Origin of the sequence: Sinorhizobium terangae (assembly GCF_029714365.1) — a bacterium.
GTDB lineage: Bacteria > Pseudomonadota > Alphaproteobacteria > Rhizobiales > Rhizobiaceae > Sinorhizobium > Sinorhizobium terangae.
On record NZ_CP121659.1, the window covers coordinates 1,949,342 to 1,971,031 of the forward strand.

Genomic DNA, 21,690 nt, shown 5'->3' on the forward strand with positions numbered 1-21,690 from the left:
GCCCGAACGAACATTATAGCAGCTGTTGCCATGCTTGTTGATTCTGTGGTTGTCGGGTGTTGAAAAGTTTTCTACGGCGCCGCTCGTCCAATCGGACGTGCAAAGGTCGCTGTAGGCTGAGCCCCGGCAGCGCGTCGATCAGAGAGGTTATGCCATGGCACCGGATCGCATTCGATCACTTGATACCCCAACCCCGGCTTCAGGCACCCTACCGCCGCCTCGTTCCGAAGATTTCCTGCGGCGGCGCCTCAAGCGCAATCGCACCCTGGCGACATCGCTTCTTGTCACCATGGGCGCCGTCTTTGTCGGAACACATTTCGTTGCCGACCCCGGCTTCGCCACAAGGCTGCTTCGCGCCACGGCCGAGGCGGGAATTGTCGGCGGGCTTGCCGATTGGTTCGCGGTGACGGCGCTTTTTCGGCACCCGTTGGGCATTCCCATTCCGCACACGGCCATTATCCCGAACAGCAAGGAGCGCATCGGGCAGACCCTTGGCCGTTTCATTGAACGTCACTTCCTGACCCAGGAAGTGTTGCTGCGCAAGCTCAAGAGCGCCAACGCGGCGCAGCGTTTTGCGAGATGGCTGTCGACCCCGGAGACTGCACCGGTCATCGCAAACGCCGTCGTCGCAGCGATGCCCTACCTCGTTCGCTCTCTTGATAGTCACGACCTGCGCGAGTTCGTCCGGCGCACGCTCGGCAGGCAGCTCCGGCAAACAGATATCGCGCCCGTCATGGGCCGCGTGATTCACATGGTTACCGCAAGCGGCGAAGCGGATGTCCTGTTCGAACGCGTCCTGGGTGTCGCCGCCCAGTGGCTCGAAGACAACCGCGACCAGATCTACCTTCTGGTTCAGCAACGCAGTCGCTGGTGGATCCCGAAGACCATAAACCGGAAAATTGCCGACGCGATCATCACCGGCTGTGCCGATCTCCTCAACGACCTCAGGGAGCCGGAGAGCGAGGTGCGATTTAAGTTTCGCGAGGCGCTCGCCCATCTGATCAATGAGCTCATCAATTCCCCGGAGCAGCGCAAGCAGATCAACGCGTCCAAAAATCGTATCCTCGAGCATCCGGATGTTCAGGCCTGGGTCGCCGCCGTTTGGCAAGAGACCTCGCGAGTGATGCTCGAAGACCTGTCGCAGCCAACCTCGAAAGCACGCGCGGCCGTTGAGAAGATCTGCATGCTCATCGGCAAGACGCTTGCGACCGACCAGGCCATGCTGAAACATATGGACGCGTTTCTGGAGGAACTCGCCGTATATCTGGTCTCCTGGCGTCACGAGATCGGCAAGTTTGTGACGGAAGTCGTCAGAAGCTGGGACAGTCCGACGCTCGTGGAGCGCCTGGAACTCGTCGTCGGCAGCGATCTCCAGTACATCCGCATGAACGGCACCATCGTCGGCGCCCTCGCCGGCAGCCTTATCTTTCTCACCTCTCAATTGATCGGGTAGCCGCATTCTTCGTGCGGAGCGGCTACTGCATGGCTGCTCAAATCGGATGCGACAGCAACCTTTGCGCGTCCGATCACAATACGCGACGGCAGCTCAATTGGTATTTCGCCTGGAACGAGGGCAGGAGGAGATGCATTGCCGTACCCAACCAACGAGGCAGAAGCTGGCTGCTGTCGTGTACTGTGGCATCCGATTGAACGCGCGGCGCTAAAGGCCATTCCGACTGTAGTCATACTGTCATGCTCGCGGCCTATATGGACCGCAACGCGGACCCCATGTGGGGCTGGAAATTCCGGAACACGATGAGCAGACGAGCAATGCCGAGCAGAAATTATGCCCAGATCATCCATCGCGCACGGGGGCGAGTGCGCATCAGGATCCCGGCACGACGACATCACGCAGCGTACTTCAACGAACTTCGGGCAAATCTCCTAGCCTGCGAAGGCGTTCTCGCCGTCCAGGTCAACCCACTCACCGCAACGGTTCTGATCGAGCATAACGAACCGTGTGACGTGACCGCCCTGAACCACGGGCTCGATCTCGCAAATGCCCGACCTGAACCCGTCTGCGAGCGCCAGACGCTGCCGCCTGTCGCGCGGATCGATGCACACATTCGCACGCTGTCAGGGGGCGAAATGGATCTCGGCGCGCTGATCGTAAAGGTCGCGCTGGCGTTGATCTCGCGCCAGCCGGGAGGTCTGATGGTCGAACTGGGTGTCGAGGCAGCAACCCGCTCTGCGCTCTGGCTCGCGGGCCCCGCAGCCACGCCTGTCGCACCGGCCGGCCTGGAAATTGCGGAGCAACGCCTTCCCGCCGCGGCGTAGTTGTTTCGATCCACCCCATCAATAACGCCGTCTTGAAGGGAACCCGCGAAAATGCCGCGCGCCTACAGGGCCGCGCGTCCAATCGGACGCGCTAAGGTCGCTGTAACAATTTGAATGGCTGCATGATCCTTAAATCGATTCCGATTTAAGGATCATGCAGTAGCCGGTCGCGGTGCCGCAACCCCCTGCCCTCATTCGTGTTCTCGTCACAGGAAAGAGGGCGAAAAGCATCCCCAAACCAATTGAGCTGCTGTCATGTGATGTGGCGTCTGGTTACTTCGCACCATGCGGACGTAGCCATGACACGTTGGCCGGCGCCTCCAACAGCCTGGGGCGGGACTCATTGGCAGGCGCCATTGGCGCTCGCGTGAAGGTGAGCGGCGCGCTCGCATGGCTCGTGCTGGCGCTGAGAGCCGACTTGCGCACCTCGGCGATTGCAAACGGAAGCGTTCCGCCGGCGAGCATGATGCCTGCATCAAGGATGCCGAGCGGTGCGAGGCCGAGCAGTCTGCGGATGCCGGGCACGAACAAGGCAGCCGACTGCGCCGCCACCGAACCGGCCAGAATGCCCGTGAGTGCCGGGTTGGCGGGGCTGGATCCGCGATCGAAAACACTACGCGTGGACGAGCGGCAGGTGATCGCATGGAGCAGTTGGGCCGTCACCAGAGCGCCGAAGGTCATGGTCCGCACGATCGGCGAAGCAGTCCCATAGCGCATCGCGCCGTAGAGGCCTGCCGCCATGGCGCCTGAGCCGAGCAGCGCCGCCTCGCTGGTGAGCGAGGCGAGATTCTGGACTCCAGGCAGGGCTTTGTCCGCGACCATGGGCCCGTCCTGCATGCCGGCGGCTTCCGGCGGCTCCATCGCGAGACCGAGTCCCGGCAGCACGTCGGAGATGAGATTGATCCACAGGAGTTGCATCGGCGAGAGGACCTCGCCAAGGCCCACGGCCATGCCACACAGCATGACGAGGACCTCGCTGAAATTCGTGCTGAAGAGATAGTGTATCGCCTTGCGGATATTCGTGAAGGTGGTGCGGCCTCTCTCGATTGCCGGAATGAGGCCGCCCAGATCATCCGTGGCGAGATAGACGTCCGCCGTCTCGCGTGCCGCTGCGTACGGGTCCCGACCCAAAGCGATACCGACATCGGCTGCGCGCAGCGCCGGACTGTCGTTGATACCGTCGCCGATCATCGCCACCGTGGCTCCCGATTGCTGCAGGGCACGAATGATCTTGAGCTTCTGTGCGGGGCTGACGCGCGAGAAGGCCTGCGCCCGGCGCGCCGCAACCGCCAATTCGGCCTCCGTCATGCGGTCAACGTCGACGGCGTCGACAATGTCAATGTCTCCCGTCCCGTTCAGGCCGACCTTATGGGCGACGGCTCGGGCCGTCGCCCGCTGATCGCCGGTCAGAATGATCGTCTGGAGTCCGGCCCGATGAAGCTCCGCCATCAGCGATTTCAAACCCGGGCGGACGGGATCGGCCAGGCCGGCGAGGCCAACCCATGTCAGTTCCGCAACCGCCGGTTCGTCTTGCGTTTCGTCGCCAACATCGCGATAGGCAAAACCGAGAACCCGCAGCGCGCGATCCGCCAGTTCGGCGTTGATTCCCTCGATCCGGTCGCGGCGCTCCGGCGTCAGAGGCCTGCGCCCACCGCCGGCCAGTCCCTCCCACCGGCAGCGATCGAGAACTTCGAGAGGGCTTCCTTTCACGGCGAGAAGCAGGCGACCGTTGTTGGCATGCGCGCTCGCCATAAAACGGTAGGTTTCGGTGCGTTGCTGCAGAGACACCTTCGGGAACCCTCGACGCAATGCGGCAACGTCAATTTCACTGTCGATCGCTGCCTGGACGAGCGCCTTCTCGGTAGCCGAACCGTTGAGGATACTGTCGCCTTCGTCTGCCTCGACCTCCGCCTCGCTGCAGAGACAGCCGATCGTGAGCAGCCTTCTCAAGCAGTCGTTTCCGTTTGGGTGCGCCACGGCATCATCATGGCCGTCGAGCCGACTGCCCTCTCCAGCCTGGTAAATCTGGTCTCCGCAGACGGCGACTTCCACGGACATGCGGCCGAAGGTCAGGGTGCCGGTCTTGTCGAAGCAGGCGACCTGCACGGCTGCCATCGGCTCCACAGCTTCGAGCCGGCGCACGAGAATATTGCGTCGTCGCAGGTCCTCGACACCGAGCGCGAGTGTCGTAACAGCGAGCACGGGCAGACCCTCTGGAACCGCGGCCACGACAACGGACAAGGCCGATCGGGCGGCTTGGTAGAGCGCGATCCCGCGCAACCAGCCGATGCCGACAATGAGTCCGCCCGCATAGAGCGTCAGCCATCCGAGTTGTCGCCCCAGTTCGCCCATTTGCCGCTGCATGGGTGTTTGCGGCGCCAAGGTTGCGCCGACGAGCTGTTGAACTCTTCCGATCTCGGTCCGCGCGCCCGTCGCCACAACAATGGCTGTGCCGCTCCCGCCCGTCACCACCGTGCCGCGGTAGACCATACTGGTCCGCTCCGCGAGCGGAAGCGTCACGGCTACGGGCGCATCGGATTTGCGGACCGGCATGCTCTCGCCGGTCAATCCCGCCTCGCTGACGGTCAGTCCGCGCACGGCGGACAGGCGCGCGTCGGCCGGCACCACCATGCCGCGCTCCAGCATCAGAACATCGCCCGGGACAAGCGTCTCCGCCGCCACCTCGTGCGGATCGCCATCGCGAATTACTCTCGCGGCCTGCGGCGCCGGCAGGTTCAGGCTCTGGATGATCCGCTCGGTTCCGGTCTCGGTCCTGTAGCCAATGGCGGCGTTCACCCCCATCACCGCCAAAATCGCCCCGACCTCGAGCAAGGCTCCGGTGACGAGGGAGACGACCGCCGCACCGGCCAGCAGCGCGACGGGTACGCTATCGAACTGGGCGAGAAAGATGCCGAGGTTGGAGCGCGTTGGAAGCGCTGGTAGAGCGTTGCTTCCCGCAGCCACCAGGCGCTCCCGCGCCTCGTCTTCGGATAATCCACGTGTGCGGGACGTCGCTAGGTCGGTCGCTACCGCTTCCGTGTCCAGATGGTGCCAGCCCTTTTTGTCACGGGAATCGTCGTCGGACGGCCCGATGCCGCTTTGCAGGAGCTCGATGATCCGCCCGATGATCGCCTCGAGTGGCGTGGCTGGATCGTAATGAACGAGCAGATTGCCGGTGAGCGGACTCGCCGCGGCACCGGAAACGCCGCCAATCGCAGGGAGAGTACGCTCGAGAAATCTCTGAACCTGGTTGCTTTCCACGAGCGCATCGATATGAAGACGCGCTCTCCCGGGTGCCGCGGCGTGCACCAGCCGGATGGAGACAGGCGTCGGCGCAACGGCATCGGCAACGGCCACACCTTGCGGCTGATCCTGAAGGTCGCCTTGGCGACCGTGTGCGCCGCCGCTGCTCGACCCGGGCCTTTCGCGCCTGCGTGGCCCACCTGTTGCCATTTGGGGCATACGACCGTCCCTCGCCGGCAGCTTCTCTAGCACCGCGCGTCTTATCGGATGGGCGCTGTAGCAAGTTGAATTGCTGCATGTCGGTGAACCGGCTACGATTCAAGAAACATGCGGCAGGCTGCCGGCGATGTGATGATTACGTGTCTGTCTCTGCTTTTCGCCGTTACGATGTTGATTTCGCCGCCGGACGTTTAGCGGGCTCCGTCCCACCGTTGGGACTCCCCATTTCGGCACGCGCTTCAGCCACGAGATCTTCGTAGCCTTCGCCGAGTTCAGCCGCAGCAATCCGGCCCTGATCATAGGCAACCAGGCCGGCCTTGATGACGGCCTTGATCATCGGTCTTGCTATGGGAACAACGATCGGCAACGCTGGTGAGGACGTTACCTTTCAATGCGTCTTCGAGTAAAGCCATGTCAGGTCTCCCTTTCCGCCCCCTCTAACGCTTCGATGGTAATCGCTGACGAGACAAGCCTCCCTATCGGCAAATCTGCCGAGCCAGCATCAGCCCCAATGATCTTCCCCCCTTCGGAGCAGGACATTCTCCGCGGCAGCCCCCCAAACGCATGCGCCGGCTGCCTGTCATCAAAGTATCACAATTGTTATTGTCATAATAAAGGAAAACCCACCGTACCGCTGTCAATTTCCTGGCTTTTTCCCAGAGCGGGCCCCCTTCGGCTCGCATGCGGGCGAGTCCTCCGAGACCCTCCCTCCGACTGCCGAGTAACTTTCGGAAGGTGAGCGCGACGATGCTCGCCTTCTGGATTGGGGCCTCGCTGCTCCGCCTTCTGCCGGCTGGGCTGGCGTGCTCTGGACCGCGGCCACAGTTGCGAAGGCTACGGTTGCGCCTGCCTTCGAGTAGGAGGCTGCGCTAGTGACTTTATCGTCAGGACACTCCGGTTCGCAGGAACCATTGCCTGCGTGTACGGTTAGGCCCGCATTGACCGCAGAGTTGAGGCAATGAACGAAAACTGGGGAGAAGCCGTCATCGTCCAATTGGGCGAGCGAGTCGAGATCGTCTGGACGCCAGCTCATGCGGTTCGCCTGCTCAATGAGCATTGGACCATCGAACAGGGAGCCGCTTACCTGACCGCGCTCAATCAGTGCACCGATGCAATGTTCGGCATCTATCCGTGGGAGCAGGCCCGCGCATCCTTCATTGCCGCTGTCGAGGAGGCCAAAATCAAGAAGCTGCGCTGACATCATTCGTTCGCCTCGCTTACCCCCCCAAAGCCCCGCAATTTTATGTTGTGGCAAATGAAAAATCTGATTTACTGCCACTTCGCTGCTTGGCTTTTGAGGGGGATATGGCCGATGGAGTGGACGCGCAGGGATATTGTGCTTGGTGGGTTGGCGTCACTTGGGACCGTAACGATCCAGAAACCCACACTCGCAGCGGCGTCTTCCTATTTTTCCGGCACCGCCGTCGACAATGGTGTGACGTACCGAAGCACCAACTTTGCCAAGATCGACAAGAAGTGGCGCCGCCAGGTTGTCAAATATTTCAGCAGTGAGCCGATCGGCACAGTCGTTGTCGATACCAGGCACCATTTTCTCTACCTGATCATGGAGAACAAGACCGCCATCCGCTACGGCGTCGGTGTCGGCCGCGAGGGCTTCAAATGGTATGGCCGCGCCACGATCGATCGGAAGTCGCTCTGGCCACGCTGGACGCCGCCGCCAGAGATGCGTGAGCGCCACCCCGAACTGCCTGAATCGGTCGAGGGAGGCTCGCCGAAGAATCCGCTTGGCCCGCGCGCCATGTACCTGCTTCGCGATGGTGTAGATACCGGCTATCGCTTGCATGGGACGCTGGAGCCGGGCAGCATCGGCAGGGATGCCTCCAGCGGTTGCATCCGCATGTTCAACGAAGATGCAATCGATCTTTATCAGCGCTGCCCCATCGGCACCGCGGTGCAAGTGCTGCCGCACATTGCCGACCAGGCCGAAAGTGCCGCTGAGGTCAGCCAGGCAACTGCGGTCGAATGAGGCCCGGTCGAATGAGGAATATCACGCTGATGTCTGCTTTGACCGGATGCACGAGGCTGCTCGCCGCCGCGGCCATGCTTCTGACGCTCGCCGCCTGCAACACCACCACTGAAATCGCCGCGTTGGAAGAGCCGACCGCGGCGCCGATCACCGGACAGACCAACGATCCGGCGCCCGGTTTCGAAAATGTCGTGGCCGGCAGCGAAGAGGACTTCATCCTGAATGTCGGCCGGCGGACCTACTTCACGAAGGACTCGTCCGCGCTCGATTCCGTCGCCATGGCGACGTTGGACAAGCAAGCCATCTGGCTCAACAGCAACCCGCGTTGGCTGGTCAAGCTGCAGGGATTTGCCGACGATTCCGGGTCCGCGTCAAACATGGAAACGCTGTCGCAGAAACGCGCCGACGCGGTGATGGCCTATCTCGTCTCGAAGGGCGTAGATGCCAACCGCCTGTGGGCCAAGGGTTACGGCAACGACCGCGAGGTTCGTGACTGCACGGACCGCTCCTGCCAGGTTCAGAATCGGCGCGTCGTCTCCAACCTGCGCACCGAGCGCGACGCGCTCTGATCGCGGGATGCTTTGCGGCTATCTTGCTTGACAGCGCCGGCTGAAGAGCGGAAAACACCCCGCATGGGGTTGCGATCACCCCACGAGGCGACAGCCGAAGCATCGCGTCCGATCAACCGCTAGACGGAGGACGCGCCATGCCGTCACTTCTCGAAATTTCATCCGAAAAGCTTGCCCGCCTTATCGGCACCCCGAAATGCCCGGCTCTTATCGATGTGCGCACCGACGAGGATTTCGCAGCCGATCCGCGGCTGGTCCCCGGCTCGGTCCGGCGCGATTACCGCGAATTGCAGCTCTGGATCGATGACCTCTACGGTCAGTCGGTGATTGTCATCTGCCATCGCGGCAAGAAGCTCAGTCACGGCATTGCCGCCTGGCTCCGCCACGCCGGCATTAAAGCCGATGTGCTCGAGGGCGGCTTCGAAGCCTGGGCCGGGTCCGGATACCCGGCGGTTCCCGCCTCCGTCTTGCCCAAGCGCGATGAACAGGGGCGCACCGTCTGGGTGACACGATCGCGGCCGAAGATCGACCGGATTGCCTGCCCTTGGCTCATCCGACGCTTCATCGATCCCAACGCGGTGTTCCTGTTCGTTGCCCCATCGGAAGTCGAGGCGGTCGCGGATCGCTTCCAGGCGACGCCGTTCGACATCGACGCCCCGATCCGCTTGAGCCATCGCGGCGAACTCTGTACGTTCGATGTGATGGTTGAGGAGTTCGGGCTTGCGACGGATCCCCTGCTCCACCTTGCAACGATTGTGCGCGGCGCCGACACGGCGCGCCTGGACCTCTCACCGCAAGCTCCCGGCCTTCTTGCCGCATCGCTCGGCCTGTCGCGTATGTACGCGGACGACAATGAACAACTTGAGGCAGGCCTGCTTCTTTACGACGCGTTTTACCGCTGGTGCCGCGACGCCACCGACGAAACGCACAACTGGCCGAAAAAGGGAGCGTGATGTTGACCGGGATTCTGCGGAACACCAGCCCCGCATCTGAGCACCAGTTGAGCCACGGTATTTCCTTCTCCGAGGCGCTCCGCGTCTGGGCGCGCGTGGCTGCCTTGAGCTTCGGCGGCCCCGCCGGGCAGATTGCGATAATGCATCGCATCATCGTCGAGGAGAAGTGCTGGATCGGCGAAACGCGGTTCCTGCACGCGCTCAATTACTGCACGCTGCTGCCGGGGCCGGAGGCGCAGCAGCTTGCGATCTATATCGGCTGGCTCCTGCACAAGACCAAGGGCGGGCTGGTCGCCGGGACCCTTTTCGTGCTTCCCGGCGCCGTCGCCATCATGGCGTTAAGCTGGATCTACGCCATCTTCGGAAATGTCGGAGCCGTCCAGGCGCTGTTCTTCGGATTGAAGGCCGCGGTTCTGGCAATCGTGCTCGAGGCGGTCATTCGCATCGGCCGGCGGGCGCTCAAGAACAACGTCATGCTGGCGCTCGCCGCCGGGGCATTCATCGCGCTTTTCCTGTTCCGTGCCCCCTTCCCCATGGTCGTGCTGGCCGCGGGCGTCATCGGCTATTTTGGCGGCCGGGCCGGCTGGGCGGCGTTTCTTGCGAGCAATGGCCACGGCAAGGTCGGCGGCAGACAGGTCGCCGACGTCGACAGCGCACTTGGCGAAGAGATTCCGCCCCACGCCCGCCCACCGATGAGCTGGCCGCTCAAGGTCGCCGCGGTCGGACTGCTGCTCTGGGGCGGGCCCGTTTTCGCCCTGTTGGTATTTCTGGGACAGGGCAACGTCTTCACGGACATCTCGATCTTCTTTTCCAAGATGGCCATGGTCACCTTCGGCGGCGCCTACGCCGTTCTCTCCTACGTCGCCCAGCAGGCGGTCGAGCACTATCATTGGCTGAAGCCCGGCGAGATGCTTGACGGTCTCGGCATGGCGGAGACAACGCCCGGCCCGCTGATCATGGTGACGCAGTTCGTTGGGTTCATGGGCGCTTACCGGGAGCCGGGTTCCCTCAATCCTTTGCTTGCCGGCACGTTGGGTGGACTGCTGACGACCTGGGTGACCTTCGTGCCCTGCTTTCTCTGGATTTTCCTTGGCGCACCCTTCATGGAGACGATGCGCAGCAACAAGGCTCTGTCGGCCGCACTGGCCGCGATCACGGCCGCGGTCGTCGGCGTCATCCTCAACCTGGCGGTCTGGTTCGCCTTGCACGTGCTGTTTCGCGAACTCTATGAAGCGCATTGGCTCGGCATGACGATCGACGTTCCGGTCCTGAGTTCCGTCAACGTGGCATCGCTGATCCTGACGCTCGCGGCGATGGTCGCAGTGTTCCGCTTCAACATAGGCATGCTGACGGTCTTGGCCGGCTCTTCCCTCACCGGCCTCTTCTGTGGATTGCTGATGGGGTGGGTTTAGAGCGGAGCTACTCCGGTGCAAGGCATTCATCCGGCCACATATCTTTTCGCAGCGCGGGCTCTGCGCGACTTTGGCGACGGTTTCGTCGCCATCCTGTTGCCAGTCTACCTGCTCGCCCTCGGCTTTTCGTCGCTGCAAGTCGGCGTCATCGCGACAGCATCGCTCTTTGGCTCTGCCCTCCTGACGATCGCCATCGGGTTTCTCGGCGCCCGCCATGATCTGCGCGGTCTGCTTTTGGCAGCCGCCAGCCTGATGGTCGCCAGCGGTGTGGCCATGTCCATGATCAACGATTATGCGCTGCTGCTCGTGGTCGCATTTGCCGGCACGATCAATCCCTCCGCCGGCAGTGTGAGCGTCTTCGTGCCGCTGGAGCATGCGGTGCTCACCCGCGAAGTAGCGAGTGTCGAGCGCACGAGGATGTTCGCTCGCTACAGCCTCGTCGGCGCGCTCGCAAGCGCAGTCGGCGCACTCGCCGCGGCACTGCCCGACCTGATGACGCGCCTGGCGCTGGGGCATCTGGCAGCCATCAAGCTGATGTTCGTTCTCTACGCGGTCGTGGGCATCCTTGGCGGCCTTCTTTATGCACGGATACCGTCTCGCCCCGCGAGCCGCGAATCCGACAAAACCACGGCACTCGGCCCCTCGCGTGCCATCGTCCTGAAGCTTGCAGCCCTGTTCAGCCTCGATGCATTCGCCGGCGGATTCGTGGTCCAGTCGCTGCTCGCCCTCTGGCTGTTCGAGCGGTTCAACCTCTCGCTCTTTGAAGCCGGTGTGTTTTTCTTCTGGACGGGCGTGCTGTCGGCGTTCTCGTTTCCCGTCGCCGCGTGGTTATCGAAGCGGGTCGGGCTCATCAACACCATGGTGTTTACGCACATTCCCTCCAGCATCGCCCTGGCGCTTGCGGCATTCGCGCCGAGCCTCCCATTGGTGCTTGTCCTGCTGCTCATCCGAGCGGCACTGTCGCAGATGGACGTGCCGACACGCTCGTCCTATGTGATGGCAGTCGTAACAGAGGCGGAACGCGCTGCTGCCGCAAGCTTCACCTCGGTGCCGCGCAGTCTTGCCGCAGCCGCCAGCCCAGCGCTTGCGGGCGCTCTCTTTGCTGCGTCCTATCGCGCCTCGCCGCTCCTCATCTGCGCCGGACTGAAGATCACCTACGACCTCCTGTTGCTGCTGCAATTCCGGCACCTCAAGCCGCCCGAGGAATGCTGAACGCGGACCTCACTTTAGTTTAAGGGTGGCAGCGTCATTGACTTGCCATATGCATCCATTATTCTGGATATATGGATGAAAACCAAGCGATCACTGCCCTAGCCGCCCTTGCGCAGCCGACGCGCCTGAGGACGTTTCGCCTGCTGGTCGAACGCGAACCCGAAGGGGTGCCGGCGGGTGAGCTGGCCAGACTGGCCGACGTGCCGCAAAACACCATGTCGGCGCATCTCGCGACGCTTTCGCAGGCGGGGTTGGTTCGCGGTGAGCGGCAAAGCCGCTCGATCATCTACCGCGTCGATCTCGATCGGTTCCGGTCCGTGATGCTCTACCTCCTGCAGGATTGCTGCGGCGGCAACGCCAATCTCTGCGCGCCGTTGATTACCGATCTGACCCCATGCTGCACTCCCAAGGAGGAGGGGCAAACACGATGAGACAAGTTGGGAGAATGACATGAGCGATAGGGTCTACAACGTCCTCTTTCTGTGCACGGGCAACTCGGCCCGCTCCATCATCGCCGAAGCCATTCTGAACAGGCTCGGCATGGGCAGGTTCAAGGCTTACTCGGCGGGGTCGCATCCGAAGGGCGAGGTGCATCCGTTTGCCATGCAGCTCCTCAAGGGACTGAACTACGACACATCCTTTGCCCGATCGAAGGCCTGGGATGAGTTTGCCGTTCCCGGTGCGCCGCAACTGGATTTCGTGTTCACCGTTTGCGACAGGGCCGCCGCCGAGGCCTGTCCGGTCTGGCCCGGTCAGCCGATGACCGCGCACTGGGGCGTGCCTGATCCGGCCGCGGCCGAGGGCAGCGAGACCGAGCGGCACTTTTCCTTCGCCGAGACCTACCGGATGCTGAACAACCGCATCTCGATCTTTGTCAGCCTGCCGATGACGAGCCTCGACAAGCTCGCCCTGCAAAGAAGGCTGGACGAGATCGGTCGCGATATTCCGAAGGCTGGCTGAAGCATGGCATTCGATCTCAAACGCCGCCTTGCCGCGGAAGCCCTTGGCACCGCAATTCTTGTCGCGACCGTCGTCGGCTCCGGGATCATGGCCGACCGTCTCTCCGACGACGTGGCGGTCTCGCTGCTCGGCAACACGATGCCGACGGGCGCGATCCTCGTCGTCCTCATCAGCATTCTCGGCCCCATCTCCGGCGCGCACTTCAATCCGGCCGTGACGATGGTGTTTGCGGCAAGGCGCGAGATCGAGGCGACGGCGGCCGTGCTCTACATCCTCGCCCAGGCCGTGGGCGGCATCGCCGGCACGTTGATCGCCCATGCCATGTTCGACCTTCCCCTGTTCCAGGTGTCGGAAACGGTCCGCACGGGAACAGGCCAGTGGATCGCCGAGGCGGTTGCCACCTTCGGACTCGTCCTCACGATCCTCGCGGGCCTGCGCTTCCGCGCCGACGCCATTCCGTGGCTGGTCGGCCTCTATATCACGGCGGCCTACTGGTTCACGGCGTCGACCTCGTTCGCGAACCCCGCCGTCGCCGTCGCCCGCGCATTCTCGAACACATTTTCGGGCATCCGCCCAACGGACGTGCCGGGCTTCATAGTCGCCGAAGTCGTCGGCGCACTCGTCGCCACAGCCGTCGTCGGATGGATGTTCGCCGAACGAAACACGGCAGTGTCTCCCATAACCGTCAAGGAAGCCGAATGACCATGGACGTCACCATTTATCACAACCCCGCATGCGGGACTTCGCGTAACACACTGGCCCTGATCCGCCACGCCGGCATCGAGCCAAAGGTCATCGACTACTTGAAAACGCCGCCGACCCGCGAGGAACTCGCGAAGATGATCCGCGACGCCGGCTTCTCCGTCCGTGAGGCCATCCGGGAGAAGGGAACGCCCTATGCGGAGCTCGGTCTGGACGATCCGGCACTCTCCGATGAGCAGCTCCTGTCGGCAATGCTGGAGCATCCGATCCTCATCAACCGCCCCTTCGTCGTCACTCCGATGGGCACCCGGCTGGCACGGCCGTCCGAGGCCGTTCTCGACATCCTGCCCGCCGAGGCGTTCAAGGGACCGTTCGTCAAGGAAGATGGAGAGAAGGTTCTTGATGAAGAAGGCCGCCGCATTGTCTGATCTTCCTGCCGCCGATCTGCGCCATCTCCTCAAGCCGGACGTCGACGCGCTCCGGCCGCCATTCTCGACCCATCCGCCGCGCATCCTGATCCTCTATGGATCGCTTCGTCAGGTGTCCTATTCGCGGCTCCTTGCCCAGGAGGCCGGACGGTTGCTGGAGCATTTCGGAGCCGAAGTGCGCTTCTTCGACCCTTCCGGCCTGCCGCTTCCGGACGACGCGCCCGCCAGCCATCCGAAGGTCCAGGAACTGCGCGACCTGTCCGAATGGTCGGAGGGCCAGGTCTGGGTGAGCCCGGAACGCCACGGGGCGATCACCGGAATCATGAAGGCGCAGATCGACTGGATACCGCTTTCGATCGGCTCGATACGGCCGACCCAAGGCAAGACCCTCGCCGTTATGCAGGTGTCTGGCGGCTCGCAGTCGTTCAACGCCGTCAACACGCTTCGCCTGCTCGGCCGCTGGATGCGGATGATCACGATTCCGAACCAGTCGTCCGTCGCCAAGGCGTACGAGGAGTTCGACTCAGACGGACGCATGAAGCCGTCGTCCCACTACGACCGCGTCGTTGACGTCTGCGAGGAGTTGGTCAAGTTCACGCTGCTGACCCGCGATGCCTCCGACTATCTTGTCGACCGCTACAGCGAACGCAAGGAAGATGCCGCCAAGTTGGAAAAGCGCGTCTCGCTCAAGTCCATCTGACGGCGATCCTCATGGGGTCGCAGCTGCCGTAGGCGGCTGGTCGCCTCACCCGACCAGCCGTCGTCGCTACCCGCTCACCTCTTGTCCGTGTCATGCTTCCGCATCGCCGCCTCGCCGGCGTCCGACACCTCGACCCATTTCTTGTCGGGCGCGGCATCCGCGATGTAGCTGTCGTGCCAGTTCCACCACTTGTAGGTCGGGGTCTGGGGGTAGCCCTCAGGCGAGTCCTCCCAGACCTCCTGCCGTCCGAGCGGCGTGATGTCGAGGTAGTTCCAGGTTCCCCCCATCTGCTCGTCGCCGCGATTGTTGATGAAATAGGTGCGGAAGATGCGGTCCCCGTCGCGGTAGAACACGTTGGTGCCGTGCCACTCGTCCACGCCGAAATCGGCGTCGAAGCTGTCGGTGATGGTGAACCACGGCATGTCCCAGCCCATTCGCGCCTTCAGCCGCTTGATCTCCTCCTGCGGTGCGCGCGAAACGAAGACGAGCGTCGTGTCGCGGGCATTGAGGTGCGCGAGATGAGCCACCTGGTCGGCCACCATGGAGCAGCCGCGGCAGGCGTGCTCGGGCCAGCCGAACACGCCCGGCTCGTAGAAGGCGCGGTAAACGATCAGCTGGTGCCGGCCGTCGAAGAGGTCAGCGAGACTGACCTTGCCGTCAGCCCCCTCGAACGCATAGTCTTTCGTGACGGCCATCCACGGCATTCGCCGGCGTTCGGCGGCGAGCGCGTCACGGGCGCGGGTCTGAGCTTTCTCCTTGACCAACAGCTTCTGCCGGGCCGCCTCCCACGCCTCGGGCGATACGACCGGCGGGGTGCGCATGGCAGGGTTTCCGGCTTTGCGTGTATTCTCGGCTGGCGTAATCATTGTTTCTGAACCTCCTGATCCGGAGCGATGCGCCGCGCGTCACGGCGGCTCCTCGCCCGTTGTTGTTCGTAGGTTCAGTCTGACCCGGGATCTCGAGGAGTGCGAGTAACAAGTGTGTCGTCATTCCGATGACGCGGAATTGCAACCGCAACGGGCCGCCGGTCGACGAGAGCGCGATTCTTCACTCCGGAATCGATTTAAGGCAGGCGATCACGATAATTTTAGGTTGAATCGACCCAAAAATCATGAACGTGGTCGATCGTAATGAGGTAGAGTGTAACGGGGGCGAACACCGTGCACACTTCTCCTCATTCCGCTTTAGCGCATCCGACGGGCAGAACGGCGCGTACTGACGCCCTGATTAATATATTTAATAGCCAGCGCCTCGCACCAGAACGCATCATCTGGCCATCTGCGGGAATATTCAGCGCCCTGCTAGCGTCATAGCGCTGTCGTGCCAACGGAGGAAGATGAGCTATGCCGATCAGACCGCACATTCCCCTTCCCGATGTCGACATGCTCAGCGCAGTGTTCGAGGAGTTGCTCGAGGATCATCAGATGCTCCGCGCCAGCACCGTGGCAGAGGGTACACTCACGCGCCTGATCTTCAATTATCACCTCGGCATTCGCGATCCGGCGCTCTTGAAAATGCTTACCGTGCCTTTCCTGCGGCAGCGTCTGTCAGGAACTCAGTGACGGGCGGGGAGATCGCCTTTACCCGACCCCGTCCCAATGCAGGATCGACTACAGCGCCGCGCGTCTTATCAGACGCGCAAAGGACGCTGCAGCACCTTGAATTGCTGCATGCTTTTTTCTTAAATCGGCTACGATTTAAGGAAAAATGCAGTAGCGCCCGCCCCATGCTCTGAATGACCGATGCGCCAAAGGTCTACGGTGTTTTTCCCGCGAGCGCCTTCATTTCCCTGATGAGTCGGTCGCGCTCGACGATGTAGAAAGCCAAGTTCATTTCAAACGTGAACAGCAGCTGGCGAGCGATGCTGGTGTCGCTGCCAAGATGCTTTAATTTGACAATGATTTCCCGCTGGATCAGCACATGACGGGCGCCCTCGGCGATGCGCCTTTCCGCTGCATCCAGGCGTCGATTGACGTACATCTGACCTCACCACGGGATCAGGGACATCTCATCGCTCATTGTCGCACAAGTCGCGAGAAACGTCGCGCTGTTCATTGGGACGAACGAGAAAAGCTACCAAGGAGAAGCGGCGCACCTTTCAAACCGACGGCCCTATTGAGAGCCCGCCGCGCGCCCATCAAGCGGGGCCCTACGCTTTCCTTGCCGAAGGCCCCCGCTCTAAATCAATACTGAAATCACTATAGGTTTGTGTCGGTGCATGCCGCCGGCACCCTCCCAAAGAGCGGAAGTATCGTCCTCTTTCGCCCCGCGATCCATGGACTTTGGTCCAGCAGGACAAGGGACAAAGGTCCCATATTCGATTTTTGCATGAACTTGTGGGGAGAACCCGCCGGGAGGGCGGCGGGCTCCTGTTGGTGAAAGATGTTGCCCGATGATCGCGCCACAACTTTCGGTATGTTCATGAAAACGGATGGCTACTGCATAGGCAGTAACTCAAAGTACCACAGCGTCCTTCGCGCATCTGGCAAGAGGCGGGACGCTGTAGGTCAGGCCGTCATCTGACGATCTGGACCACGGTACGCGACCTCGGTTCGACGATCACCCGCTGGTCGTTGACCACGGCCACCGAGTATTCCGGAGCGTCCGGAATAGGAGTCAGCGCGACCGTCTCGGGAAGAGGCTGGCCAACGGCGATCCGTTTGCGAATGACGACCGATGGCGGTGCGGGCATCTGTTGGACCTGGGTAATCACTCTTGGCGGCGGCGGTGCCAGAGCGCCGCCAAGTGCGCCTCCGACAACGGCGCCAACGCCAGCACCGACCGGGCCACCGATAATGGCGCCCGTCGCCGCACCGCCGGCGATACCTGCAGCGGTGCCGCGGTTGCCATTGTTGCTATTCTGAGCGATCGCGGGGCCACCCAGGAGGGCAGCTGCCGCAGCGATGAGTATAAGTTTTCTCATTGTTACCTCCTCTGTTGGATGAAAGGTCAACGAGCGTAACGAGAGAACTGTTCCAGCCGCAGGACTTAAGTCCGAGCGGCAAAGCCAAAGGTCCTAGGACGGTTGCGAGCCCTCCGTCTGAAACATATTGTGACGATAGAGCGCCAACGATACCAATAGTCCCCGACACCGCAGTTGGCGCGAAAAGTGGTCCCAGAGCCTACCGCGATTGTCCCTTCTAAACCGCTCTGGGACCTCCTCTTTCTTAGGCAACAGCGCCGTGCGTCCTATCAGGCGCCCAGCAAACCATCGAAAAGCTGCAGCGCTTGTCACAACCGGCCTGAAATTGGTACTTTCGCTGCGTCCACCCTAAAAGAGCGCCCTCTACCCCACAGGAGCGAGAGAGATGCGCGTCTGCTCGAAGATGCGGCATTGGGTCCTTTCTGGACGCCACCGTTACCGGTCGACCGGGACAAGCTCAGCCCATCGATCCTGCGTGAACTCGATCAGCGCGGCGACCGTCGAAGCTTCAAGGGTTACGTGCTGCAAATCTATGACGTGCCGGACGGCAAACCGTCCGGTGTATTCGAAATCGCTTTCTGTTCGAAAACCGGGGCGGCATGCGCGATTTACGAGTCCGAAGCAGGATGAGCGCGACGCGAAGGGACGCGTCGTCGTGATGACCGAGCCTCATTGGTTTGCCGCCACCAACCCCCGAGACGCGGCTGGCATGTTCTTCCAGTTGCTTGTGGACTCGACCCCCGCAAGCCTGAGCACGGCGCTCGCAACCACAGCGCCGCGTGTCGTATGAGACGCGCAAAGGACGCTGCAGCACTTTGAATTACTGGGTGTCTGTCCGTAAATCCGCTGCGATTCAAGGAAACAGATACTACGTGCGCCGGCATTCATTCGCGCCGCTTGCGAACAGCCAATCCTATCTCCGCGAGCGTTCCGAGCGCGACAGCGAACATGATCCAGTACAGCCCTTCATCGATCGCTTCGCCCAACGATGAAACCGTCGTGAACCGCGACACGAGATCCGGATCCAGATAACCTGTCGATATGACCAGCCCGAGCACGATCTGCCAGAGCCCGGCCACAAGCGCCACGATTGCTACAAGGCGAGCAGCGTATGAAAAACACCGTTCCACCTCCTCCCTGTTGTCGCAGAACACCACGACGCTCAGGATACCATACGGTCAATGGCGTCGTGGCGGTGTGTGGCCGCTTTGGACGAAAGTGCTGTCGCTTCCAAGCCGTTCGCCGGCGTCGGGAAGTTCACCTCAAATTGCTCTTCGGAAATAGCACGCGATCAGGCTTTGCATTCATTCGCGCCAACATTTCCTTGATCAAGCGTGTTTTGGTACGCCCCGCTTCCTTCGGCGGCACGAGGTAACGCACGATGGCCTCGAGCCAGGTGTTTTCACTGACGCGAAAATGAACCACGGGATGCTCCCTCACTTCGAGTTCGTCCACCGGCGTTTTCGATAGCATGTGCTTATAGACCTTCACCTTCTGGCTCATGATATCCCCGATCTGCTCTTCCACTACCTCTCTCATGACTAGCGCCACGAATTCCAAATCGCTTTCATAGGCGAGCTGGAACTTGATTTCGTTCCAGACATAGGGAAACAGCGGCCAGGAGTAGTTGAAGACCGGCGTGTCAAACACGGTGGAGTTCGGAAACTTGATGATGCGTCCACTCGGATGGTCGGTCCAAAGATATTCGCCGCCGAATTCCCATAACGTCGTGTCGAGATAGCTGACATCAACGACATCGCCATGGGCATCGCCGATGCGAATGCGGTCACCAACGCGATAAGGCGCCCTGGCCAGAATATAAATCCACGCGATGAAGCTGGCGATCGGCATTTGCAGCGCAAAGCCGAGAATCAATGAAATCAGGCCGAGCGAAACCACCGCCCCGTACCAGTTCACAAATAAAACTGAAATGGCCACGAAGACGATGGCGATGACGACGACCAATCGAAAAATACGTTTCAGGTTGAAACGCGAAACACGATTGGGAATTCGGCCTATCAGAAAGACCTCGATAACGTTCGCCACGGTCAGCAAAACGAAAATGACAAGGGCGCCCCTGACGTAGTTCCGCACGCGCACCTGCAAAGGTGCGTCAAGCCATTCTATGCGCCAACTGAGCAGCACCTGGATGCCAAAAAGCAGCAAGGCGGCGGCAGCGAAGCCAACCATCCACCAGACGTCTGCCTTACGAAAGCTGAAGCGAGATTTTTCCTCGGGCTTGTTCGCCTTCTGCTGCATGGTCTGTGGATCAGCAGTCTGTTGCGCGGCCCGTTCAAGCCGAGAAAGGTTCTCCTGTTCCTTGTCGCGTCGTTCCATGGGTTCTTCACCCCGATATGGCAACCACCCGGGCCAGGGCTCCTCGTTGCTCGACGGCGGCATTCCGGTGATACCTCGCCCTATGGCAAAGCTTGATGGACAGTCCGAGGCAACGCCGTCGTTGTTTCGCAGCCCTATGCCGGATCAACATTCGTCCACACGGCCTAAAACAGCGAGTAACCTATTATATTCTACCATGGTCACTTGCCTCCAGGCATTCCTGCCGACGCGCTTGCGGCGGGCCTTGCGAGAACTAATCTCGATCGGGTGCTCCCAACGGAAAAAAGCTCCGATAAGGGCGTGCCTCGTCGACGACCCGTGCCACCGAGGGGCGGGCGAGAAGCCGTGCCCTGTAGGCGGCGAGCGCTGCATGGTGTTCGGGAATCGGATGAACCCAGTCGGCATAGAAAAGCGCCGGTGCGGCGGCACAATCGGCAATCGTGAACCGACCGCAAGCGGCCCATTCCTTCGCTTGCAGGCGTGGCTCCAGCCAGGCGTAGCACCGGTCGAGCAGGGCACGCGCGTCGATTACGCCGCGCGGGTCGCGCTCACCTTCGCTGCGCAGGGCATTTCCGACAATCCGCTGCATCGGCGCATGGATATAGTCGTCGAACACGTCCGTCATCATGCGCGCCTCGAGCGCTTCGCGCGGATCCTCCGGCACCATCGGCGTCCCACTTCCATGGAACAGGTCGAGATATTCGATCACCGCGTTGCTTTGCGTGACTTCCCTGTCCCTATCGACCAACGCGGGAAATTGTCCCGTCGGCGAGAGTTCGCCCATCCGCGCCTGATTCTCCGGATTGGCGGGATCGACCATCCGGAATTCGAAAGTCACGTTCCGCTCGTAGAGCGCGATCAGCGGTTTCCATACGAACGAGGCAAACGGGTGCCCGTAAAGTGCAATCGTCATTGCGCGTCTCCGCCTAGTTGAAGGGTGGTTTCGATCATGTCGAACTGGATTCCGGTCCCGTGGCATCGATCGGCAGTGCCGTCCTTGCCGTCCAGAAACACGATCTGCTCGGTGTAGGAGACGCGGGTTCCCTCCCCTTGCGCTTCGAGTTCCAGACTCGACAAGGTGACGGAATGGAAGCGTCCGGAGTGATGCAGGTCATAGGCATAGACGAGGCGCCGGGCGGGCTCGATCACATGGAAGCGGGCCTCGAAACGCGTTACCAGGCCGCTTTCGTTGAAGCGGCCTTCGAGTACCTCCAGCCCGCCCACGCGAAAATCCATCGACCGGCGCAGCAATGTCCAACGTTCCGCCGGGCCGGTGAACCACTGTGCCTTGAGGTGCGGATCGGACCATGCGCCGAATACCCGGCTGGGCGGGGCCGCCCACACGCGTTTCAGTGTGAACGTACCGTGAAAGAAAGGCACTTCCGTCATCAATGGTCTCCTCCCGCCGCCGGATCCGAAGGTCCGGCTTCACCCTTGAATTCACTGCTTTCGATGAGTTCGCCGAGCCGATCGAACCGGCTCTCCCAGACCTGGCGGCGCTCGTTCAACCAGCTTTCGACACGCCGGACCGCCTCGCTGGAGATCCGGCATTCGCGCGTGCGACCGCGCTTTTCCGTCACCACGAGCCCGCTCGCCTCGAGCACCTGGACGTGCTGATGGATCGCGGCAAGCGAGGTGTTGTAAGGCTTGGCCAACTCGCTCACCGAGGCCGGCCCCCGTGAGAGGCGATCGAGAATCCCCCGGCGCGTCGCATCTGCGAGCGCGTGAAAGGCCCTGTCGAGTTGCTCAGAACGTTCAACCATACACT

The 21,690-nt window shown here is 61.7% G+C and carries 25 protein-coding genes; 15 read left to right on the forward strand and 10 right to left on the reverse strand.

Translation table 11 applies throughout. From position 1 onward, the window contains the following. Positions 1-154 precede the first annotated feature (154 nt). A complete protein-coding gene (locus tag QA637_RS09315; RefSeq protein WP_153442797.1) occupies positions 155-1,453 on the forward strand; it encodes a DUF445 domain-containing protein in 1,299 nt (432 codons plus the stop codon). A gap of 317 nt (positions 1,454-1,770) precedes the next feature. Continuing rightward, positions 1,771-2,277 carry a hypothetical protein gene (locus QA637_RS09320; RefSeq protein WP_283064825.1) on the forward strand — a complete coding sequence of 169 codons (507 nt, stop codon included), beginning with the start codon at positions 1,771-1,773 and terminating at the stop codon, positions 2,275-2,277. 273 nt (positions 2,278-2,550) lie between these two features. On the opposite strand, the gene QA637_RS09325 is transcribed toward QA637_RS09320, so the two are convergent. Both QA637_RS09325 and QA637_RS09330 read right to left on the reverse strand, forming a co-directional pair. Next, complete coding sequence (locus QA637_RS09325) at positions 2,551-5,739, reverse strand: cation-translocating P-type ATPase (RefSeq protein WP_283064826.1); 3,189 nt, start codon at positions 5,737-5,739, stop codon at positions 2,551-2,553. A 163-nt stretch (positions 5,740-5,902) separates the two neighbouring features. Beyond that, complete coding sequence (locus tag QA637_RS09330) at positions 5,903-6,076, reverse strand: DUF5132 domain-containing protein (RefSeq protein ID WP_283064827.1); 174 nt, start codon at positions 6,074-6,076, stop codon at positions 5,903-5,905. 621 nt (positions 6,077-6,697) lie between these two features. Between QA637_RS09330 and QA637_RS09335 the strand changes: the two genes are divergently transcribed. The 11 genes from QA637_RS09335 (at position 6,698) to arsH (ending at position 14,662) form a co-directional block, all read left to right on the forward strand. Next, positions 6,698-6,937 carry a DUF982 domain-containing protein gene (locus QA637_RS09335; RefSeq protein ID WP_153442787.1) on the forward strand — a complete coding sequence of 80 codons (240 nt, stop codon included), beginning with the start codon at positions 6,698-6,700 and terminating at the stop codon, positions 6,935-6,937. 114 nt (positions 6,938-7,051) lie between these two features. Then, positions 7,052-7,726: a L,D-transpeptidase gene (locus QA637_RS09340; protein WP_153442785.1), complete on the forward strand. Its 675-nt coding sequence runs from the start codon at positions 7,052-7,054 to the stop codon at positions 7,724-7,726. Between the two features lie 11 nt (positions 7,727-7,737). Next, on the forward strand, positions 7,738-8,295 hold the full coding sequence (locus tag QA637_RS09345; RefSeq protein ID WP_167528411.1) for an OmpA family protein: 558 nt from the start codon (positions 7,738-7,740) through the stop codon (positions 8,293-8,295). Positions 8,296-8,432: 137 nt separating this feature from the next. Further along, entirely contained in the window at positions 8,433-9,248 is an 816-nt protein-coding gene (locus QA637_RS09350; RefSeq protein WP_153442781.1) for a chromate resistance protein ChrB domain-containing protein, read from the forward strand. Next, the gene (gene chrA / locus QA637_RS09355; RefSeq protein ID WP_153442779.1) at positions 9,248-10,660 is read left to right on the forward strand and encodes a chromate efflux transporter; all 1,413 of its coding nucleotides are present in this window, start codon (positions 9,248-9,250) and stop codon (positions 10,658-10,660) included. Before QA637_RS09350 ends, chrA begins: the two co-directional genes overlap by 1 nt. A gap of 15 nt (positions 10,661-10,675) precedes the next feature. Next, positions 10,676-11,872, forward strand: a complete 1,197-nt coding sequence (locus QA637_RS09360; RefSeq protein ID WP_184109008.1) for an MFS transporter — start codon at positions 10,676-10,678, stop codon at positions 11,870-11,872. A 71-nt stretch (positions 11,873-11,943) separates the two neighbouring features. Continuing rightward, positions 11,944-12,303: an ArsR/SmtB family transcription factor gene (locus QA637_RS09365; protein WP_283064830.1), complete on the forward strand. Its 360-nt coding sequence runs from the start codon at positions 11,944-11,946 to the stop codon at positions 12,301-12,303. A 19-nt stretch (positions 12,304-12,322) separates the two neighbouring features. After that, entirely contained in the window at positions 12,323-12,832 is a 510-nt protein-coding gene (locus QA637_RS09370) for an arsenate reductase ArsC (protein WP_153442775.1), read from the forward strand. Between the two features lie 3 nt (positions 12,833-12,835). Next, a complete protein-coding gene (locus tag QA637_RS09375) occupies positions 12,836-13,534 on the forward strand; it encodes an aquaporin (protein ID WP_153442773.1) in 699 nt (232 codons plus the stop codon). Further along, positions 13,531-13,962 (forward strand): arsenate reductase (glutaredoxin), encoded by a 432-nt coding sequence (gene arsC, locus QA637_RS09380; RefSeq protein ID WP_167528410.1) that lies wholly within the window; start codon positions 13,531-13,533, stop codon positions 13,960-13,962. Before QA637_RS09375 ends, arsC begins: the two co-directional genes overlap by 4 nt. Beyond that, a complete protein-coding gene (gene arsH, locus QA637_RS09385; protein ID WP_167528409.1) occupies positions 13,937-14,662 on the forward strand; it encodes an arsenical resistance protein ArsH in 726 nt (241 codons plus the stop codon). The genes arsC and arsH overlap by 26 nt, the downstream gene beginning before the upstream one ends. 74 nt (positions 14,663-14,736) lie before the next feature. Here arsH and QA637_RS09390 read toward each other — a convergent pair whose 3' ends face one another. Next, positions 14,737-15,528, reverse strand: coding sequence for a DUF899 domain-containing protein (locus QA637_RS09390; protein ID WP_283064834.1), 792 nt, complete (start codon positions 15,526-15,528; stop codon positions 14,737-14,739). Positions 15,529-16,005: 477 nt separating this feature from the next. Here QA637_RS09390 and QA637_RS09395 point away from each other — a divergent pair, with 477 nt between their 5' ends. Then, entirely contained in the window at positions 16,006-16,224 is a 219-nt protein-coding gene (locus tag QA637_RS09395) for a hypothetical protein (protein WP_153442769.1), read from the forward strand. A gap of 193 nt (positions 16,225-16,417) precedes the next feature. Here QA637_RS09395 and QA637_RS09400 read toward each other — a convergent pair whose 3' ends face one another. Further along, complete coding sequence (locus tag QA637_RS09400; protein WP_153442767.1) at positions 16,418-16,642, reverse strand: hypothetical protein; 225 nt, start codon at positions 16,640-16,642, stop codon at positions 16,418-16,420. Positions 16,643-17,177: 535 nt separating this feature from the next. Then, a complete protein-coding gene (locus QA637_RS09405; protein WP_153442765.1) occupies positions 17,178-17,585 on the reverse strand; it encodes a DUF1236 domain-containing protein in 408 nt (135 codons plus the stop codon). A gap of 411 nt (positions 17,586-17,996) precedes the next feature. On the opposite strand from QA637_RS09405, the gene QA637_RS09410 reads away from it, so the two are divergent. After that, positions 17,997-18,215, forward strand: a complete 219-nt coding sequence (locus QA637_RS09410) for a hypothetical protein (protein ID WP_283064836.1) — start codon at positions 17,997-17,999, stop codon at positions 18,213-18,215. A gap of 254 nt (positions 18,216-18,469) precedes the next feature. Here the strand turns inward: QA637_RS09410 and QA637_RS09415 are convergent, their stop codons facing one another. From QA637_RS09415 to QA637_RS09435, 5 genes are all read right to left on the reverse strand, one after another. Beyond that, positions 18,470-18,673: a hypothetical protein gene (locus QA637_RS09415; RefSeq protein ID WP_283064837.1), complete on the reverse strand. Its 204-nt coding sequence runs from the start codon at positions 18,671-18,673 to the stop codon at positions 18,470-18,472. 169 nt (positions 18,674-18,842) lie between these two features. Beyond that, positions 18,843-19,922 (reverse strand): mechanosensitive ion channel family protein, encoded by a 1,080-nt coding sequence (locus tag QA637_RS09420; RefSeq protein ID WP_153442759.1) that lies wholly within the window; start codon positions 19,920-19,922, stop codon positions 18,843-18,845. Positions 19,923-20,175: 253 nt separating this feature from the next. Then, positions 20,176-20,835, reverse strand: coding sequence for a glutathione S-transferase family protein (locus QA637_RS09425; protein ID WP_153442757.1), 660 nt, complete (start codon positions 20,833-20,835; stop codon positions 20,176-20,178). Beyond that, complete coding sequence (locus QA637_RS09430; RefSeq protein WP_153442755.1) at positions 20,832-21,311, reverse strand: SRPBCC family protein; 480 nt, start codon at positions 21,309-21,311, stop codon at positions 20,832-20,834. The genes QA637_RS09425 and QA637_RS09430 overlap by 4 nt, the downstream gene beginning before the upstream one ends. Further along, a complete protein-coding gene (locus QA637_RS09435) occupies positions 21,311-21,685 on the reverse strand; it encodes an ArsR/SmtB family transcription factor (RefSeq protein ID WP_153442753.1) in 375 nt (124 codons plus the stop codon). The genes QA637_RS09430 and QA637_RS09435 overlap by 1 nt, the downstream gene beginning before the upstream one ends. Positions 21,686-21,690 lie beyond the last annotated feature (5 nt).

Bases quoted from the DNA above. Each gene is read 5' to 3' on its own strand.
- QA637_RS09315 (WP_153442797.1), top strand. From the start codon at position 155: ATGGCACCGGATCGCATTCGATCACTTGATACCCCAACCCCGGCTTCA.
- QA637_RS09320 (WP_283064825.1), top strand. From the start codon at position 1,771: ATGCCGAGCAGAAATTATGCCCAGATCATCCATCGCGCACGGGGGCGA.
- QA637_RS09325 (WP_283064826.1), bottom strand. From the start codon at position 5,739: ATGCCCCAAATGGCAACAGGTGGGCCACGCAGGCGCGAAAGGCCCGGG.
- QA637_RS09330 (WP_283064827.1), bottom strand. From the start codon at position 6,076: ATGATCAAGGCCGTCATCAAGGCCGGCCTGGTTGCCTATGATCAGGGC.
- QA637_RS09335 (WP_153442787.1), top strand. From the start codon at position 6,698: ATGAACGAAAACTGGGGAGAAGCCGTCATCGTCCAATTGGGCGAGCGA.
- QA637_RS09340 (WP_153442785.1), top strand. From the start codon at position 7,052: ATGGAGTGGACGCGCAGGGATATTGTGCTTGGTGGGTTGGCGTCACTT.
- QA637_RS09345 (WP_167528411.1), top strand. From the start codon at position 7,738: ATGAGGAATATCACGCTGATGTCTGCTTTGACCGGATGCACGAGGCTG.
- QA637_RS09350 (WP_153442781.1), top strand. From the start codon at position 8,433: ATGCCGTCACTTCTCGAAATTTCATCCGAAAAGCTTGCCCGCCTTATC.
- chrA (WP_153442779.1), top strand. From the start codon at position 9,248: ATGTTGACCGGGATTCTGCGGAACACCAGCCCCGCATCTGAGCACCAG.
- QA637_RS09365 (WP_283064830.1), top strand. From the start codon at position 11,944: ATGGATGAAAACCAAGCGATCACTGCCCTAGCCGCCCTTGCGCAGCCG.
- QA637_RS09370 (WP_153442775.1), top strand. From the start codon at position 12,323: ATGAGCGATAGGGTCTACAACGTCCTCTTTCTGTGCACGGGCAACTCG.
- QA637_RS09375 (WP_153442773.1), top strand. From the start codon at position 12,836: ATGGCATTCGATCTCAAACGCCGCCTTGCCGCGGAAGCCCTTGGCACC.
- arsC (WP_167528410.1), top strand. From the start codon at position 13,531: ATGACCATGGACGTCACCATTTATCACAACCCCGCATGCGGGACTTCG.
- arsH (WP_167528409.1), top strand. From the start codon at position 13,937: ATGAAGAAGGCCGCCGCATTGTCTGATCTTCCTGCCGCCGATCTGCGC.
- QA637_RS09390 (WP_283064834.1), bottom strand. From the start codon at position 15,528: ATGATTACGCCAGCCGAGAATACACGCAAAGCCGGAAACCCTGCCATG.
- QA637_RS09395 (WP_153442769.1), top strand. From the start codon at position 16,006: ATGCCGATCAGACCGCACATTCCCCTTCCCGATGTCGACATGCTCAGC.
- QA637_RS09400 (WP_153442767.1), bottom strand. From the start codon at position 16,642: ATGTACGTCAATCGACGCCTGGATGCAGCGGAAAGGCGCATCGCCGAG.
- QA637_RS09405 (WP_153442765.1), bottom strand. From the start codon at position 17,585: ATGAGAAAACTTATACTCATCGCTGCGGCAGCTGCCCTCCTGGGTGGC.
- QA637_RS09420 (WP_153442759.1), bottom strand. From the start codon at position 19,922: ATGGAACGACGCGACAAGGAACAGGAGAACCTTTCTCGGCTTGAACGG.
- QA637_RS09425 (WP_153442757.1), bottom strand. From the start codon at position 20,835: ATGACGATTGCACTTTACGGGCACCCGTTTGCCTCGTTCGTATGGAAA.
- QA637_RS09430 (WP_153442755.1), bottom strand. From the start codon at position 21,311: ATGACGGAAGTGCCTTTCTTTCACGGTACGTTCACACTGAAACGCGTG.
- QA637_RS09435 (WP_153442753.1), bottom strand. From the start codon at position 21,685: ATGGTTGAACGTTCTGAGCAACTCGACAGGGCCTTTCACGCGCTCGCA.